Origin of the sequence: Sulfitobacter pacificus, assembly GCF_030159975.1 — a bacterium.
Classification (GTDB): Bacteria; Pseudomonadota; Alphaproteobacteria; order Rhodobacterales; family Rhodobacteraceae; genus Sulfitobacter; species Sulfitobacter pacificus.
Genome location: NZ_BSNL01000001.1, coordinates 2,021,902 through 2,037,915, shown reverse-complemented (window position 1 = coordinate 2,037,915; position 16,014 = coordinate 2,021,902). Strand labels below are relative to the sequence as shown.

At 57.9% G+C, this 16,014-nt stretch carries 20 protein-coding genes; 11 read left to right on the top strand and 9 right to left on the bottom strand.

From position 1 onward, the window contains the following. The first annotated feature begins 114 nt into the window (after positions 1 to 114). Positions 115 to 723 (top strand): carboxymuconolactone decarboxylase family protein, encoded by a 609-nt coding sequence (locus QQL78_RS10190; RefSeq protein WP_284373082.1) that lies wholly within the window; start codon positions 115 to 117, stop codon positions 721 to 723. Between the two features lie 112 nt (positions 724 to 835). On the opposite strand, the gene QQL78_RS10185 is transcribed toward QQL78_RS10190, so the two are convergent. After that, the gene (locus tag QQL78_RS10185; RefSeq protein ID WP_284373080.1) at positions 836 to 1,708 is read right to left on the bottom strand and encodes an alpha/beta fold hydrolase; all 873 of its coding nucleotides are present in this window, start codon (positions 1,706 to 1,708) and stop codon (positions 836 to 838) included. 359 nt (positions 1,709 to 2,067) lie between these two features. On the opposite strand from QQL78_RS10185, the gene QQL78_RS10180 reads away from it, so the two are divergent. Beyond that, positions 2,068 to 3,438 (top strand): MATE family efflux transporter, encoded by a 1,371-nt coding sequence (locus QQL78_RS10180; RefSeq protein ID WP_284373078.1) that lies wholly within the window; start codon positions 2,068 to 2,070, stop codon positions 3,436 to 3,438. A 10-nt stretch (positions 3,439 to 3,448) separates the two neighbouring features. Here the strand turns inward: QQL78_RS10180 and QQL78_RS10175 are convergent, their stop codons facing one another. Next, a complete protein-coding gene (locus QQL78_RS10175) occupies positions 3,449 to 3,850 on the bottom strand; it encodes a hypothetical protein (protein WP_284373076.1) in 402 nt (133 codons plus the stop codon). A gap of 14 nt (positions 3,851 to 3,864) precedes the next feature. After that, on the bottom strand, positions 3,865 to 5,067 hold the full coding sequence (locus tag QQL78_RS10170; protein WP_284373075.1) for a pyridoxal phosphate-dependent aminotransferase: 1,203 nt from the start codon (positions 5,065 to 5,067) through the stop codon (positions 3,865 to 3,867). Positions 5,068 to 5,165: 98 nt separating this feature from the next. Here QQL78_RS10170 and QQL78_RS10165 point away from each other — a divergent pair, with 98 nt between their 5' ends. The 3 genes from QQL78_RS10165 to QQL78_RS10155 all read left to right on the top strand — a co-directional run bounded on the left by QQL78_RS10165 (position 5,166) and on the right by QQL78_RS10155 (position 6,410). Continuing rightward, complete coding sequence (locus tag QQL78_RS10165; protein ID WP_284373074.1) at positions 5,166 to 5,564, top strand: helix-turn-helix domain-containing protein; 399 nt, start codon at positions 5,166 to 5,168, stop codon at positions 5,562 to 5,564. Next, positions 5,557 to 5,823: a succinate dehydrogenase assembly factor 2 gene (locus QQL78_RS10160; protein WP_284373072.1), complete on the top strand. Its 267-nt coding sequence runs from the start codon at positions 5,557 to 5,559 to the stop codon at positions 5,821 to 5,823. Before QQL78_RS10165 ends, QQL78_RS10160 begins: the two co-directional genes overlap by 8 nt. 86 nt (positions 5,824 to 5,909) lie before the next feature. Then, complete coding sequence (locus tag QQL78_RS10155) at positions 5,910 to 6,410, top strand: MarR family winged helix-turn-helix transcriptional regulator (RefSeq protein WP_284373070.1); 501 nt, start codon at positions 5,910 to 5,912, stop codon at positions 6,408 to 6,410. Between the two features lie 12 nt (positions 6,411 to 6,422). On the opposite strand, the gene QQL78_RS10150 is transcribed toward QQL78_RS10155, so the two are convergent. The 6 genes from QQL78_RS10150 to QQL78_RS10125 all read right to left on the bottom strand — a co-directional run bounded on the left by QQL78_RS10150 (position 6,423) and on the right by QQL78_RS10125 (position 11,351). After that, positions 6,423 to 6,872, bottom strand: a complete 450-nt coding sequence (locus QQL78_RS10150; RefSeq protein ID WP_284373068.1) for a YHS domain-containing (seleno)protein — start codon at positions 6,870 to 6,872, stop codon at positions 6,423 to 6,425. A 79-nt stretch (positions 6,873 to 6,951) separates the two neighbouring features. Further along, complete coding sequence (locus QQL78_RS10145; protein WP_284373066.1) at positions 6,952 to 7,662, bottom strand: DUF1194 domain-containing protein; 711 nt, start codon at positions 7,660 to 7,662, stop codon at positions 6,952 to 6,954. After that, complete coding sequence (locus QQL78_RS10140; RefSeq protein ID WP_284373065.1) at positions 7,659 to 8,390, bottom strand: DUF1194 domain-containing protein; 732 nt, start codon at positions 8,388 to 8,390, stop codon at positions 7,659 to 7,661. The genes QQL78_RS10145 and QQL78_RS10140 overlap by 4 nt, the downstream gene beginning before the upstream one ends. Further along, on the bottom strand, positions 8,357 to 8,791 hold the full coding sequence (locus QQL78_RS10135; protein WP_284373063.1) for a VOC family protein: 435 nt from the start codon (positions 8,789 to 8,791) through the stop codon (positions 8,357 to 8,359). Before QQL78_RS10135 ends, QQL78_RS10140 begins: the two co-directional genes overlap by 34 nt. A gap of 79 nt (positions 8,792 to 8,870) precedes the next feature. Continuing rightward, entirely contained in the window at positions 8,871 to 10,259 is a 1,389-nt protein-coding gene (locus tag QQL78_RS10130) for a surface lipoprotein assembly modifier (protein ID WP_284373061.1), read from the bottom strand. 9 nt (positions 10,260 to 10,268) lie between these two features. Beyond that, positions 10,269 to 11,351, bottom strand: a complete 1,083-nt coding sequence (locus QQL78_RS10125; protein WP_284373059.1) for a hypothetical protein — start codon at positions 11,349 to 11,351, stop codon at positions 10,269 to 10,271. A gap of 196 nt (positions 11,352 to 11,547) precedes the next feature. Here QQL78_RS10125 and thyX point away from each other — a divergent pair, with 196 nt between their 5' ends. The 6 genes from thyX to QQL78_RS10095 all read left to right on the top strand — a co-directional run bounded on the left by thyX (position 11,548) and on the right by QQL78_RS10095 (position 16,014). Next, positions 11,548 to 12,456, top strand: coding sequence for an FAD-dependent thymidylate synthase (gene thyX, locus QQL78_RS10120; RefSeq protein WP_284373057.1), 909 nt, complete (start codon positions 11,548 to 11,550; stop codon positions 12,454 to 12,456). Further along, positions 12,449 to 13,333, top strand: coding sequence for a DUF4238 domain-containing protein (locus QQL78_RS10115; RefSeq protein WP_284373056.1), 885 nt, complete (start codon positions 12,449 to 12,451; stop codon positions 13,331 to 13,333). The genes thyX and QQL78_RS10115 overlap by 8 nt, the downstream gene beginning before the upstream one ends. A gap of 258 nt (positions 13,334 to 13,591) precedes the next feature. Then, positions 13,592 to 13,873, top strand: a complete 282-nt coding sequence (locus tag QQL78_RS10110; RefSeq protein ID WP_284373054.1) for a type II toxin-antitoxin system RelE/ParE family toxin — start codon at positions 13,592 to 13,594, stop codon at positions 13,871 to 13,873. Further along, positions 13,848 to 14,159: a HigA family addiction module antitoxin gene (locus QQL78_RS10105; RefSeq protein ID WP_284373052.1), complete on the top strand. Its 312-nt coding sequence runs from the start codon at positions 13,848 to 13,850 to the stop codon at positions 14,157 to 14,159. Before QQL78_RS10110 ends, QQL78_RS10105 begins: the two co-directional genes overlap by 26 nt. A 78-nt stretch (positions 14,160 to 14,237) precedes the next feature. Continuing rightward, complete coding sequence (locus QQL78_RS10100; protein ID WP_284373050.1) at positions 14,238 to 15,434, top strand: cytochrome P450; 1,197 nt, start codon at positions 14,238 to 14,240, stop codon at positions 15,432 to 15,434. Positions 15,435 to 15,693: 259 nt separating this feature from the next. Continuing rightward, on the top strand, positions 15,694 to 16,014 hold the full coding sequence (locus QQL78_RS10095) for an ArsC/Spx/MgsR family protein (protein ID WP_284375538.1): 321 nt from the start codon (positions 15,694 to 15,696) through the stop codon (positions 16,012 to 16,014).

The window sequence follows — 16,014 nt, the reverse complement described above, 5'->3', positions numbered from 1 at the left end:
GCAATCACGCTTCTGGGTTCATCCACAGGTTTGCATACCCTCTGCCGCGTAAAAAGCAGTTGCAGCGATCCGCGTTTCGCGGTCCTGTCGCGGCAGAACAACAAGGAACCCGCCATGCCCTGGATCAAAACCATCCCTTTCGACGCTGCCACCGGCAAGCTGCGCGATCTTTATAAACGGGTGACCGGCCCCAATAATAATGTTGATAACATCATGATGATGCACTCCTTGCGCCCGCATACGATGGAAGGGCATATGGCGATCTACAAATATGTGCTGCATCACAAGGACAATGCGGTGCCAAAGTGGTTTCTGGAAACACTGGGCGTTTGGGTTTCGTCGCTGAATGCCTGTTCCTATTGTGTGGAGCATCACTTTGCCGGTCTTAAGCGCCTGCTGCGTGATGAGACGCGGGCAGATGCGTTGCGGGCCGGGATCGAGGCGCGCGATATTGCAGCGACCCCATTGGATGCGCGTGAACAGGCGGCGCTGGTTTATGCGCAAAAGCTGACTGTGGCACCGCAGGACATGGTACAGAGTGATGTACAGGCGTTGCGCGATGCCGGTTGGGAAGATGGCGAAATCCTCGAGATCAATCAGGTCAGCGCGTATTTTTCCTATGCCAACCGCACTGTACTGGGATTGGGCTGTTCAACTCAGGGCGATGTGATCGGCCTTAGTCCCGGCAACAATGACGATCCCGATGACTGGGGCCACGCGTAGGGCGGGATTTATCCCGTCACCCCACGCCAACACCCATAGAGCTGATTACCGCCCCGGCGTATGCCGGGATTTATCCCAGCGCCTGCGCCACCACCCCCTGCGGTCCCGGTATTCACGCAACCCAGTCAAGGATCGCTTCCGCCACGGCTTCCGGCTGCTGATGATGTAGCCAATGATCTGCCCCCGCGATGTCCACCCGGGTAAGGTCAGACGCGAAATCCTCCAACCCCTCCGTCGCTTCTGGCAATAGCGCGGTGTCATTGGCACCCCAGATCAACAGATGCGGACAGCGCACCATCAGCCTGTCCAGCGGCAGATCGGGCATCTGCGCGACCTCACCCACCTTTGGCACCACCAAGGGGGATGCGCGGTACCAGTTGAGCATGCCCCGCATCCGTCCCGGACGGCCCCATTCCGTGCGATAGGCGGCAGCGGTGGCGGCATCTGCCCAAGCGTGATCCATATTGGCGGAAAACAAGGTGGAGAGCTTGGCAAAATTATCCTCTGCCAAACGCTCTTCGGCCCCCGCGCTGCGCAGGTAGTGGATATATTGCGAGGCCTCCGCCTGTGCGCCGCCCTTGGCCAACGCGCGCTGGAACGGCACCGGATGCACACCGTTCATGATGATCAGCTTTTCCACCAATTCCGGGCGGAACATCGTCAGCCCATAGGCCACCGCCGCCCCCCAGTCATGGCCCAGCACATGAACCGGCGCATCGCCGATCAGCGCCGCCATATCTGCCACCAGTTTTGAGGTAGCATATTGCGATACCTCGGCAGGGGCCCAGCTTTGACCAAAGCCGCGCTGGTCCGGTGCGATGCAATGAAAACGTTTCGACAGCAGCGGGGCAAGCTGTGCCCATGCCCCGCCATATTCAGGAAACCCGTGCAGCATCAACAGCTTCGGCAGGCTGTCATCCCCCCAATGGCGGACAAAGAAAGGCTGGCCATTCAACGCGCGTATTTCGGTTCTGGGGGCATTCATTTGCGGGTCCTTTGCACTTTTGCCGACAGGCGCGGGTAATGGCGGATCGCCTGCACCGGCTTGCAATCGCGGCATTGCAGAGCTCAACATGGTATACTGTCCACCGGGTCCACATCACCGCCTTGTGGTGCCACTCAACCATATCGCTGTCCCCGCTGACAACGCTGAACCGGGCCGGGCAGGGTGTTCCGTTACGGCGCAGGGCGTGATCCGCGCAATGTGGGCAATGCCGGGCACCCCCCACAAGACCGCCGTGCGGCAGCACGTATGGCGGGAAAATGCCGCCGGATTTCTACCGCCCTTCAGTTTCCTGCGTCAGCCCCCTTTCCCTTGGTATCGCGCGGGCGTATGCCTAACTTATGAGCACTCAAATGACATATCCGGGACACATCCGCGCTGTCCTGACCCTTGGCTTGCCGCTGATTGGCGGGCACCTTGGGCAAATCGCCATCACAGTGACCGATACGGTCATGATCGGTTGGTATTCTGTCGAAGCACTGGCCGCGGTCACCTTGGCAGGCACATGTTTCTTTGTGCTGTTCATCTTTGGCTCCGGCTTTGCCTTTGCGGTGATGCCCATGGTCGCCTCCTTTGCCGCGGAAGAGGATGAGGTTGCAATCCGGCGCACCACTCGAATGGGCTTGTGGCTGTCGCTGGCCTTTGGGGTGCTGGCGCTGCCGGTGCTGATATTCTCGCAACCTTTGCTGCGGCTTCTGGGACAGGGCGAGGCGGTGGCGCAACAGGCGGCCGCCTATCTGGCAGTGGCTGGTTGGGGCATCCTGCCAGCGCTTCTGGTGATGGTGCTGAAATCCTATCTGGCGGCACTTGAACGCACGCAGGTGGTGCTGGGCATCACCCTGCTGGCCGCTGCAGTGAATGCGCTGGCCAATTACGCCTTTATCTTCGGCAATTGGGGTGCACCCGAGCTGGGCATCGTCGGGGCGGCTCTTGCTTCGGTCACAACACAGCTTGTCTCGCTTGTCGGGGTGGTGATCTATATTCTGGTGGTGGTGCCACAACATCAGCTGTTTGTACGCTTCTGGCGGGCGGACTGGCAGATGTTGGCACGGGTGTTCCGGCTGGGCCTGCCCATCGGGCTGACCACCCTCAGCGAAGTGGGGCTGTTTGCGGCTGCGGCAGTCATGATGGGCTGGCTGGGCACAATCCCTCTCGCGGCGCATGGCATTGTGATGCAGCTGGCCTCGATCACCTTCATGGTGCATCTGGGCTTCAGCAACGTGGCGACAATCCGCGCGGGCAATGCGCTGGGGCGGCGGGATACGCTGCATATGGCACGTGGTGCGGCTTTGGTCACCGTGATGTCAGTGGTGTTTGCTGCCGCGACAATTGCGGTATTTGTGATCTGGCCGGAACCGCTGATCCTGCTCTTCATGCAGGAAAACGAACCGGCGCGGGCGGAAATTCTGGCCGTGGGTGTGGGGCTTCTGGCGATGGCGGCCCTGTTCCAGCTGGTCGATGGGGCACAGGTGATTGCCCTGGGCGTGCTGCGCGGGGTGCAGGACACCAATATCCCCATGTGGATGGCTGCGTTCAGCTATTGGGGGCTGGGCGTGCCCTGTTCCTATCTGTTGGGGTTTGTGCTGGGCTGGGGCGGTATCGGTGTCTGGGCCGGGCTGGTGATCGGGCTGGCCTTTGCCGCTATTCTGCTGAACCTAAGGTTCTGGAAATTCACCTTGCCGGGCCTGCGCAAAACGATGCAGCCAGCCTAAGCCGGCAGCCCTATTTCTTAAGCAACCGATCCGCCTTTTTGCGCACCAGGGTGCTGCGCAGATCGTGCATCGCCAACAACAACTGGTCCGTCACCGCCTCCAGCTGTTCGCTACTGGCCTTGGACTGGACCCATTGCGTGGTCAGGTTCATATAGTCCACCGCGCGAAAGATATCATCAATGTCGCGCTGCGCCAGCACCTGCATGCGTTCGGCCATCCAGTTCTGGATGGTGGTGCGGTCTTCTTCGGAGAGGCTGCGGTCACCATGCGGCTTGATCTCGCCGTTTTTGATATTCACCACCGCGATCTGATCCATCTCGATCCGGCGCTGGCGGTTTTCCGTATCGACACGAAAAACCGCAGCGCCGTTTTCACGGACGCGGAAGTAATATTCTGGCAATTCCGCAGACATGCCTGCGCCTCCTGTTACGTCAGACCCGCACAGAATGTCTGAATGCGGGTGCAGGCCTCCGTCAAGGCTGCATCGGAGGTAGCGTAACTCACTCTAAAGTTGGGTGAAAGGCCGAATGCCGCGCCGAACACCACCGCCACGCCGGTCTCTTCAAGCAGTGCTGTGGCAAAAACCTCGTCATCGGTGATCTTCACACCCGCCGCCGAGGTCTTGCCAATGCAGCCTGCAATTGATGGGTAGACATAGAATGCACCATCCGGCACCGGGCAGCGGATGCCCTCGGCCTCGTTCAGCATTTTCACCACCAGATCACGGCGACGGGCAAACATTTCGTTGTTGGGGGCAATGAAATCCTGCGTGCCGTTCAGGGCTTCGACTGCGGCCCATTGGCTCACCGAACAGGGGTTGGAGGTGGATTGCGATTGCACCTTGCGCATCGCCCCGATCAGCTTTTCCGGCCCGGCGGCATAGCCAATGCGCCAGCCCGTCATCGCATAGGCCTTGGACACGCCATTCACTGTCAGCGTGCGGTCATAAAGCTGTGGCTCAACCTGTGCAGGGGTGCAGAACTTGAAATCATCATAGACCAGATGCTCATACATATCGTCCGTCATCACCATTACATGCGGGTGGCGCAGCAATACATCCGTCAGCTGTTTCAGCTCTTCCCAGGTATAACCCGCACCAGTCGGGTTCGAGGGGGAGTTGAAGATCAGCCATTTGGTTTTATCCGTAATCGCCGATTCCAATTGATCCGCTGTCAGCTTGAACCCGGTCTGCAAGGAGGCTTCAGCAATCACCGGTGTGCCACCGGCCAACAAGACCATATCGGGATAGCTGACCCAATAGGGGGCGGGGATGACCACCTCGTCGCCTTCGTTCAGCGTTGCCATCAGTGCATTATACAGGATCTGCTTGCCGCCGGTACCGACGCTGACCTGTGACGGTTTATAGTCCAGATCATTGTCGCGTTTGAACTTGGCGCAGATCGCCTGCTTCAGCTCGGGGATGCCGTCCACGGCGGTATATTTCGTCTTGCCCTCATTGATCGCCGCAATCGCCGCATCCTTGATGTTCTGCGGCGTATCAAAATCCGGCTCACCGGCACCAAGGCCGATAATATCCTGTCCTGCGGCCTTCAATTCGGCGGCTTTGTTGGAAACAGCGATGGTTGGGGAAGGTTTGACACGATCAAGCGTTGCGGAGAGCAGTTCCATTCTGGGCCTCAGAGCGTTATGGGTTCAGGTACACTCATAGGGTCCACCTCTGCGCCGTTCAAGCGCATTGAGCGTGACCAAAAAGGAGAGACAAAGCGATGACCAATGAAACCGACTGGTACAGCCCCGAAGCCGCAACCTTTGGCGACCGTGTTGCGGCCGCCCGCGAACGCGCCGGCATGAGCCAGGGAGTGCTGGCCAAACGGCTGGGGGTCAAACTGGCCACCCTGCGCGCCTGGGAGGAAGACCGGTCCGAACCGCGCGCCAACCGTCTGTCGATCCTCGCCGGGTTGCTGAATGTTTCGATGATGTGGCTGATCAACAGCGAGGGAGAGGGCATCGAAGCCCCGCAAGACGTTGAAAGCCTTGGCGAAGACATGCAGACGATCCTGACTGATATCCGTCTGTTGCGGGCCGAGATGCTGGTGAATGTCGAAAACCTGGGCCGTCTGGAAAAACGTCTGCGTCTGGCACTTGAGGCACCGCAACATGTCTGAGGAACAGCGGGAGCATAAGATCAAACGTCTGTACATGCGTTCCATCCGGCGCGGGATCAAGGAAATGGACCTGATCCTGACCTCTTTTGCGGATCGCAATCTGGCGCAGATGACGGATGCAGGGCTTGATCGTTATGACGCCATGCTGAACGAGAATGATCATGATCTTTATCAATGGGTCACTGGCCAGCAACCGGCGCCCGCCGAATTTTCCGGGCTGATTGCCGAAATCGCTGCGGATTTCGCCCCGTTGAAATAGCGGGGGGCGGGGCACCGTCACGGTTTAACGAAATATTCTGTTTTATTCTTCAGGTTCTGGCTCAACAAATGAGTCGGAGACCTTGGATGAGTATTCAACACCCCATCGGGCAAAGCGCTCGAAACAACGATTTTATGATCGGCTATCTCGAAGCGCTGTCATTGGTGGAACGGCTGCACCGCCTGTTGCTGGACGTGATCAAGGATGAATTTGAACGCGTCGGCGCGTTGGAAATCAATGCGGTGCAGGCGCTGCTGCTGTTCAACATCGGTGACAATGAGGTGACCGCTGGCGAATTGAAAAGCCGCGGCTATTATCAAGGCAGCAACGTCAGCTATAATCTGAAAAAACTGGTTGAAATGGGCTATATGCACCATCAGCGGTGCGAGATTGACCGCCGTTCAGTGCGGGTGCGCCTGACAGAGAAAGGGCGCAATATCCGCGATGTGGTTGCAGATCTGTTTGAACGTCACGCTGATGGCCTGCGTGATAAAGGGGTGCTGGGACAGGACGGCATTTCCGAAATCACCGGATCGCTGAAACGGATGGAGCGGTACTGGACCGATCAGATCCGCTATATCTATTGATCCGCCCGCGCGTTAGCCAAGGGTGTCCCAATGGGCCTGCGCCTTGGCGATGATTGCGCTGGCATCTTTGTCAAACGCCTTGCCACCCTTGGGTTGGGCAAAGAGGTAAAGCCTCCCCTCGAAAATGCGCCAGACCTCCGGGTCACTATCCACCACTTTCTTAAATGACATCGCACGGGTGCAGAACCCGCCAAACTGCGGGGCATAACGGGCAGGGGCGGCAGCAAACATCGCGGCGTCTTCTTCTGTTGCGAAATGCCATGCTACCCCATTCCAGGCGACCTGATGTGCCTCTGCACCTTTCGCTGCCTGCCCATCGCTCCAATAGGCGCGGGTGTCATACCCCTGAATGGCCACGCCGTCCCGACCCCTCGAAACAGGGTGCCCGCCGGCAAAAACAGGCCGTATCAAACACAGGCTGGCGGCGGCGGTGACAAATGAACGGCGGGTCAAATCAAGCATTACACGCTCCTTCAAGGCATGCCGCCAAATACCATCCTGTCGACCGCGCCCAAATGCACAATCCTGTGACAGCCCCGTCCTAACGCGCTGACAGCACCAGACCTTCCAGCTCTCGCACCAGCTTTTGCGTCATGGCGCGGGCATAGTCGCCAAACCCAAGCGCAGTTTGCACAAATGCATCCGGCCCCAGAAGCACCTCAGCACGGAAATAGGACGACAGCTCTGCAATCTCGGCCTGCCGGATGTCATCCGTATCGGGGTCGTCGACCCCAATCACCAATGCATTGATGGTGATCCCGCTGCGCGCCAGCCGGGCCTGCATGTCACGGGGAGGGGGCCCAAGATTGGATTTCCCATCACCCGACAGATCCAGCGTGCGTTTCCAACACTCCCCTTGCGCGCGTAAATGCAATTCACCCTCATTCATCGCCACCCCCAGCGCCGTGCCGGGGCTGGCATCCCGCCGCTCGGTCGCCCTCAGGGTTGCGATCACCCCGTCCAGTGCCGCCAAGCTGCTGATCTCTGTCCAGGGCACAACGACCGCCTGATCCGCAGGCCCGGACCATTCAAACACCATCACCCTGACCGGTGCGGCAGGCATCATCATCAGTTTCTCGCGCACCTCTGCTGCGTTCAACGCCGTGGCCAGACCATCCATCTGCAACCGATATTCCCGCGCATCCACCGATCCCGACACATCCAGCCCCAGCGCCAGCGCCTGCCGACACTCTGCCGCGACCACTGTCGCCCCAAGGACCATAGCCGCGGCCAAGGCCAAGGCCCGTATCATCTGCGCGCCCCGTCCAGCTGCCCGATCACCACCGGCATCACCTCGCGCACCAGTTTGCGCCGCATCGCACGCTCGTAATCGGCAAACCCATTGGCAATTTCCAGAAAGGCCCCCGGCCCGTGCAGGACTTCGGCGCGGTAAAACGGGATCAACCCCAGTTCGCCCTCGAAATCCCCGGCGTTCACCACCAGCCCGTTCACTGTTACCCTGTCAAACGGATAGGCGTTATAGGCATCCTGCGGGCCGAAACCCTCATTGTTTTGCCCATCACCTGCCATGTCCAAGGTGTGGCGGGTGCAGGGCGGTGCTGCTTCTAACAGACGCGCGCCAAAACCCAGCGCATGCCCCATCGCAGTAGGATAATCCGCATGTCCGCGCCTTGTCCCGGCAAGGGTTTCCGCCGCTTCGATCAGGGCGCGGGGGCCGTCGATCAACGTCCAATCCAGCAGGATGTCCTGTTGTTGCCGCCCTGACCATTCATAGATGGCCAGCGCAACCGGCTGGTCGGTGGCGAAAAACGCATCCGCAACTTCTGGCGCGGTCAATGCGGCCACCACACCGCCGCGTTGCAAGGCATCCTCTGTCGGGTCAACCGAACTGGACACATCCAGCGCCAAAACCAATGCCAGACGGCATTCTGCCGCCGCCGCCCCCGATACGGCAATAAGCATGCTAACAAGGGCGGCGGCAGTTTTCACCAGTGACCGGTGTTTTCCATGCTGGCCCATGGCTCTGCCGGTTCCAGCGCATCCCCCTGCTGCAACAGCTCGACCGAGACGTTGTCAGGGCTGCGGACAAAGGCCATCCGCCCATCACGTGGCGGACGGTTGATCGTCACACCATTGTCCATAAGGTGCTGACAGGTCTCGTAAATATTATCCACCGAATAGGCCAGATGACCAAAGTGACGACTGTCACTGGGCAGCGCATCATCGCCATCCCAGTTATAGGTCAGCTCAACATCCGCATGCCCGTCATCCATGCCCGGCGGGCAAAGGAACACCAGCGTAAAGCGGCCTTGCTCATAGTCATTGCGGCGGCGCTCGACCAGTCCAAGCAATTTGTAAAAGGCGATGGAGGCATCAAGATCTTTGACGCGCACCATCGTGTGCAGGAATTTAATCGGCATGTGAAGCTCCTTGGGTCAACATTTCCCCAAGCTTATCATAGCCATCTGCCGTTGCCAGCCACTCGCTATAAGTTGACCGCTAGAAAGCGGATTTAATCCCGATGCTTAGGCCAACACGGTTCACGTCATACAGCCCGACATTACTGTTGGTCCGGGAGGCTGACAGGGTCAGTGCAGGGTTGAACCCGTAGTAATCGATGTCCTTGAAGGTCGCTGTAACATCCGCAAAAATACGTTTGTCCTGCCGCCCGTCACGGGAGTCGCGCGAAACATCATACTCGCGCCAGCTTGCCCCCAGTCCGAATTGTATCTGCGCGCCCATTACCGGTTTTCGTAAGGCAAGCCCGGTGCGAAGACGTACTTCGGAATATTCGATATTGGCATCGGGGGATTGGGTGCTGGTCAGGTACAGCCCCGCAAAGCCCGAATTCCCCGAGGCAAAAGCCTGTGTGATGCTGGCGGACAGGCCGATAAGATCCCGGTCAGACGTGGCTTGTCCCCATTGGCGTTCGGCTTCACCGCCAAAACGCAATTGCTGGCGGGGCGACAGATAGAGGGATTGCTGCACTTGGGTGCGCAGGAAACTCGCATAACGATTGCCGCCATACCAGCTTTGCCCGGCTTCGACATCCGCAGCAAATTCGCCCTTTTTATCCAGCACAAACCGGCGATAACCATAGCCCAGCGAAGCACTGCCAAACGCGAAATCCGACCCGCTGACGTCAGAGTCTCCCAGATCATCCGTGATGCTAAAGGTCCGATAGGAAAGCGCGAATTTCGCATCATGGGCGGTATCCGGCGTTTGGTGAAACCGGTAGCGCGATCGCACCGCACCGCCGATTTCAATACCCGCGATGGCCTGCGCCTCTGCGGTCAGATCATATTCGATTGGTTCGCCAAACAGAATTTCTGAAATCGCATAGTTCAGCCGTGACCGGTCGCGGGCAGAGCCGTTGTTGATATTGGAATTGGGCGCGAAGGTGAACGTCAGATCCGTTTTCCACGGGTTTTGCTGTTTCACATAGCCAAAGTCACGTTCGGCCCGTGCCCGCAATGCATCGTTGGGCGCATGTTGCGCAGCACGGCGCAGCCAAAGCTGGGCGCGGGTGCGTTTGCCCTGTGATGAAAGAACCTGTGCGGTGATCAGGGCGGCGGCGTACTTATCCGCTACATTGTTGGACAGACGCCAGGCGCGGCGCATCATCTGGCGCGCTTCGGTCAAGCGCCCAAGGTCACGCAACGCGCGCCCCCGGATCAGCAGGGCGGTCAGATCGTTCCTGTCACGCCCCAGCAAGGCTTGCGCCAGTGCCTCCGCCTGTGCGGACTTGCCCGCCTTCAGGCTCTGCCCGGCGGCGATGCGCATCTCCTCAACTGTCAGGACGTCCTGCGCAACTGCCCCCCCGCCAAGGGCGAGGAGACTGCCAAGGGCAACCGTTGCCCCTAAAACCCGCAGTTTATGCCAGACCATTTAAACGGCCTAGTCGCGGTAAACGATGAAGCCGCTGGTGTCTCTTACCGTGACATTATCAAGCTCGGCAGTGTTTTCCGTCACAAGGACCCCGACAATCTCATTCGTGTCATCACCGGATACAATCGCGTAATACTTACCGGATTCATATTCCCGAACCCGCCCGTTTTCGTCGACAAAGTTGCTGAAGACGTTCCCGATGATCTCACCATTTGCATCCATGACACCCGGCCCAACTTCAAAACGCGCATCTGGAATACTGCCCAGGCTGGCGTCGTTCTTGGCGTTGATGCGGCCGACGATTGTATCGGTGATATCAGCCCCGTTCACGTCATAGACCCGTCGGTTCGAGAAGGTGCCGCGCACAGCGTCACCGCGCACACCGCTGGAGGCATTGAAGGACTCAAAATCAATGGCGATTTCCACATTTGCGGTTGAATACTCCAAACCTCCACTGCCGTCATAATCCCGCAAACCCGCGCTTCTGCCGTTAAACACAGCTTGCCCGCCTGTGGGCAGCTCCACTGAGCCTTCGCGCTGATATACAAATCCACCAAAGCCGTAAGGGATATAGGCACCCGTGCGCACAATCGCGAACTGCGTCTGCGGGTTGCCCTCGGAATCAAGGTTCCGGCTGACACCATAAATCGCGCGATGGGTGAACTGGTTGATCAGCTCGTCATTTGAACTGTCGGGGAATTGCTGGAACGCCTCATAGACGGCGAATTCACCATTCAGGCTGCTGACGTTTACGCCACGCGCATAGCGGTTGCCACCGTCAAAGGCCAGGCCATCAACCGTAAACACATCCGTGTCCCCGTCATAGCGGATGCCGGTGGCAGAGCCGTCACCCAGATTGCCACCTTCCGCTTCGGTAGGTTCAGAGCGCACGATGCGCGAGTCTGGCGCGGGAGAGGCCGTGCCCGGTGGCAAACCTTCACGAATGATTCCGGTGCCGTCACCCACGTCGCCGCCAGTGCCAGTGCCGCCATCGGTGCCGGAATCCGTGGCATCCTCGCCAAAGGGGGCATCTCCGCCGCCGCACCCAACAAGAAATGTACAGAGCAACAGCCCCGCTGCGTTGATTTTCATGATTGCCTGCCTGTGTCGTAAATTCCAGGAACAATCCCAAGAACAGCGCCCCTTTGTCAACGGCTCCTCTCGAAAATCACCGAATAACCTCCGGTATATGTTTTCGGGACACATTACCCCATATGGCTGTTCCTGCTTTGCATACCTCCAGATATAGTGGGGGCCGAATCCCAGACACTTTCCAAGGACGCCGCCCATGCCTCTCTCACCCGAACAACAAGCTGAAATTGACGAACTGCGCAGTCAAACAACGCCAACCCTGCGTGCCACCGTACCGGGGATGGAGGCGCATCTCTACAAAGCCTATGACGTGCTGGACCACGGGTTCATCCGCGTCATCGACTATATGGGCGACGATTCCGCCATCTGTCAGGCCGCGCGTGTCTCCTATGGCAAGGGCACCAAATCCGTGCAGAACGACGAGGGGCTGATCCGCTACCTCATGCGCCACTGGCATTCGACCCCGTTCGAGATGTGCGAGATCAAGCTGCACGTCAAACTGCCCGTCTTTGTCGCCCGCCAGTGGATCCGCCACCGCACTGCCAACGTCAACGAATACTCCGCCCGCTATTCGATCCTTGACCGCGAATTCTATATCCCCGCGCCGGAACATATCAACGCGCAGTCGGTTGTGAACAATCAGGGCAGGGGCGGCGTGCTGGAGGGCGAGGAAGCGGCGAGAGTTCTGGAAATCCTAAAGTCAGACTCGACGCGGGCCTATGACAATTACGAATCCATGATCTCGCAAGACGGGCAAGACGGCCTCGCCCGCGAGCTCGCCCGCATGAACCTGCCTGCGAACATTTATACCCAATGGTACTGGAAAGTGGACCTCCATAACCTGTTTCATTTCTTGCGCCTGCGGGCAGATAAACATGCACAGTATGAAATAAGGGTTTACGCCGACGCGATTTGTAAGGTGGTCGCGGATTGGGTGCCTGCCGCCTATGGCGCGTTTGAGGATTACCGTCTGGGCGGTGCGACCATGTCCGGCAAGGCGCTCGACTGCGTGCGCCGCATGATCGCGGGGGAAGAGGTGACGCAGGAGACGTCTGGGATGTCCAAGGGGGAATGGCGGGAGTTTATGGGGGTTGTTGGTGGCTGAAAAGCGTTCGAAGCGTCACCACTATATTCCGCAAGGGCTACAGAAGTACTTTACGGACGAAAACGGCCAGGTGTGGTTTTCAGAACTCGGACATTCTGGTCGCTTTACCGAGCCCGAACCGCGAAATACAAAATCGGTATTTCAAGAGAAAGATTACTATACGGTGCTTCAAGGTGGTAAGTTGTCAGACGTCGTCGAGCGCCGTCATTTCGGACCGATCGACGATTTTTTAGGTATTTTCTTGAAGGAGTGTATACCCCTCCTGTCCGTAGGAAAAGTGCCGCGCCTTGAGAGGGGGACAGAAAAAGACCTTATATCTGTTGTGTTTTCGATGTTAAAGCGGAACCCTAACTTCGTCGAACGCTCCATAATCCCCGACGGCGAAGAAGAAATCGGTCGCCAATACTTTCAAGATATTTTGGATGAAATAAAGCCGACTGACCAAATCGATCCAGCTGAGATTGAGGAGCTTCGGAAGCAAGCTGAAGATCGATATCAATTGAGGAAATTTGGAAGAGACATCAGGGTCAGGGGGCAACTGGAAACTTCGCCACGGGTGGACGCCGAGCTTGAAAATTTCCACGTTCGGTTTGGTAGTAGCAAAACAAAAGCGTCCTTTATACTTCCTGGATGTGCTTTGCATCGAGTTGGTAACCGAGAAAAAAATGGTTTTAGAAATCCGAAAATGGAAGTTTGGATGCCAATTTCTCCGAAGCACGTACTTATCCTACTGCGTGACCCACAAAGAAATTTTGTTGGAGTTAACGAGATTCAATATGAGAAAGTCCGTGAAGTGAACTTGTTCGGTATGCGAAATAGCAGTCAACTTGCGTCACACTCTAAAAGTCTTCTTCAGTCAGTAATAAACCCGCGGTAACTCTACAATCGATTATGATGATCGGGGGCAATAAGGCGTAACCCAATAGCTCCGAAATCTCAGCCGACTTACCGCCTGCGATAACCCCACCCGAACCCCAAAACACGTCCGGCACCGCCGGACAGCGCCCGGACCTCCCCCATGGGGAGGGCGCTTCGCACCCACCCCGAGGTCCAAGCGCCGTCCTTTGCCGCAAAGCCACACCTCAAATTCCGAATTGACACCACGTCCAATCCATGATACGTACCGCGTACCGTCATGATCAAAACCTTCGCCTGCAAACACACCTGCGCCCTGCACATCGACGGTCAAGCGGCCCGTCAGTTCCGCCCCTTTGCCCGCCAAGCCAAGCGCAAACTCCTGATGCTGCATGCCGCCAGCGAATATCGCGACCTCACAAACCCACCCGGCAACCGCCTCGAAAAACTTCAGGGCAACCGCGCCGGGCAATCTTCAATCCGTATCAACGACCAGTGGCGTATCTGTTTCCGCTGGGACCAAGGAGACGCCTACGATGTCGAAATCTGTGATTACCATTGACCCGATCCACCCCGGCGAAATCCTGTCGGAAGAATTTCTTGCCCCCCATGGCCTCAGCGCGACCGCCTTTGCCAAGCGCCTCGGCGTGCCCGCTAACCGCATCACGCGGATCATCGCGGGTACTTCATCGGTGACCGCTGACACCGCCCTGCTGCTCGCCGCTGCATTCGATGTCTCACCGGAGTTCTGGCTGAACCTGCAAACCACCTATGATCTGGACCGCGCCCGCCGCGATAATGCGCTGGCCGAAAAGGCGCGCGCTGTGCAGGTGATCGCTGCTGAATAGCATGCACCACCCGGTGCATCGGGGGTGCACAGGGGGTGTACGCTAGACACCCCCCTCTAAAACCCCCAAACTCACCGCATGTTTGACCTCGCCAATCCCCCCGCCGGTTTCATCGAAAACCCCTTTCCCCATTATGATGACTGGCTGCAAAACAGCCCCGTCATGGCGCAGCCTGACGGCTCGTACCTCATCACCAGACACGCCGATCTGAACGCCATCTACCGCGATACATCCACCTATATTTCCGATAAAAAACAAGCCTTTGCGCCCAAGTTCGGCGAAGGGTCGCCGCTGTTTGAACATCACACCACCAGCCTTGTTTTCAACGATCCGCCGCTGCACACGAGGGTGCGCCGGATCATGACATCGGCGCTGACGCCGCGCGCCTTGGCCCGAATGGAGCCGGGGCTGATTGCGACAGTGGACAGATTACTTGATGGCATGCCGCAAGACACTGATTTGATTGAAGATTTCGCCTCCACCATCCCGATTCAGATCATCGGGAACCTGCTTGATATCCCGATGTCCGAACGCGCCCCGCTGCGGGATTGGTCGCTTGCGATCCTTGGTGCCTTGGAGCCGACGCTGACCCCGGAACAACTCTCCCTTGGGCATCGTGCGGTCAGTGAGTTTAAGGCGTATTTACAAGACCTTATCGCCCGCCGCCGTGCCGCGCCAGGGGATCCTGATACGGATGTTTTGACCCGTCTCATCGCCGGGGATACCGAGGGGCAGCTGACAGAGATTGAGCTGATCCAGAACTGTATTTTCATCCTGAACGCGGGCCATGAGACCACCACCAATCTGATCGGCAACGGCTTTGCCTTGCTGCATGATCACCCTGACCAAAAGTCCAGACTTCTCAATGACTTCACCCTGATTGATACCTGCGTGGAGGAGGTGCTGCGCCTGCGCTCCCCCAACCAGTTCGGCAACCGTGAAACCACTGCTGCTGTGACGATTGGGGGCTGTGAAATTCCGCCTAGGACCAATCTTCACCTTTGTATCGGTGCGGCAAATCGGGACCCGGAAGTGTTTGATAATCCGTCCGAATTTGACATCACCCGTCATCCCAACCGGCACCTGGCCTTTGCTGGCGGGCCGCATGTCTGTGTCGGCCTGACCCTCGCCCGCATGGAGGGGCGCATCGCGATTGAACGTTTCCTGCGCCGCTATCCTGAATACTCTCTCTCCGACAAGCGGGTCGCCGGTGGCCGTATCCGGTTCCACGGCTACTCCGCACTCCCCGCGCAGCTTGTCGCTGGTGAGGTTTAGAAAACTGGAGGCACCCCACATGGGGCGCCAGTTTCGACAGCTGACTGTATGATGCCGGCCTGCTTAGAAAGACGTCTTTGGCATAGCTGAGGGGGATCGCCGGGCAGCGAAAGCTGCGCGTAAAGCTCTGCTGCTAAACCATTTCTTGGTTGAGTGGCTGGCGGATGCGTCTTTGCGCGCAGCCTTTGCATTTTCGCGGTTTTCCACTGGTTAAAATGCTGTAAGTTCCGTCACATCAGCTTTTGGAGAAGGGGCGATGGTGGTTATTTACGGGCTCAAGAATTGCGATACCTGTCGTAAGGCGCTCAAGGCGCTGCCGCAGGCTCAGCTATGTGACGTGCGCGCGGATGGTGTGCCGGATGAGGTCCTTGCGACCGCCTTCGAGCAGTTTGGCGAAGCGTTGTTGAATACCCGTTCAACCACATGGCGGGGGCTTGATGCCCAGCAGCGCGAGGCCGCGCCGCTGGACCTTATCAAATCCCATCCGGCCTTGATGAAGCGCCCTTTACTCAGCTTGAACAATCAGCTTTTTCTAGGATGGAACAAAGAGGTGGAGGCGGAAGTTAAAGCTCTGCTTTAA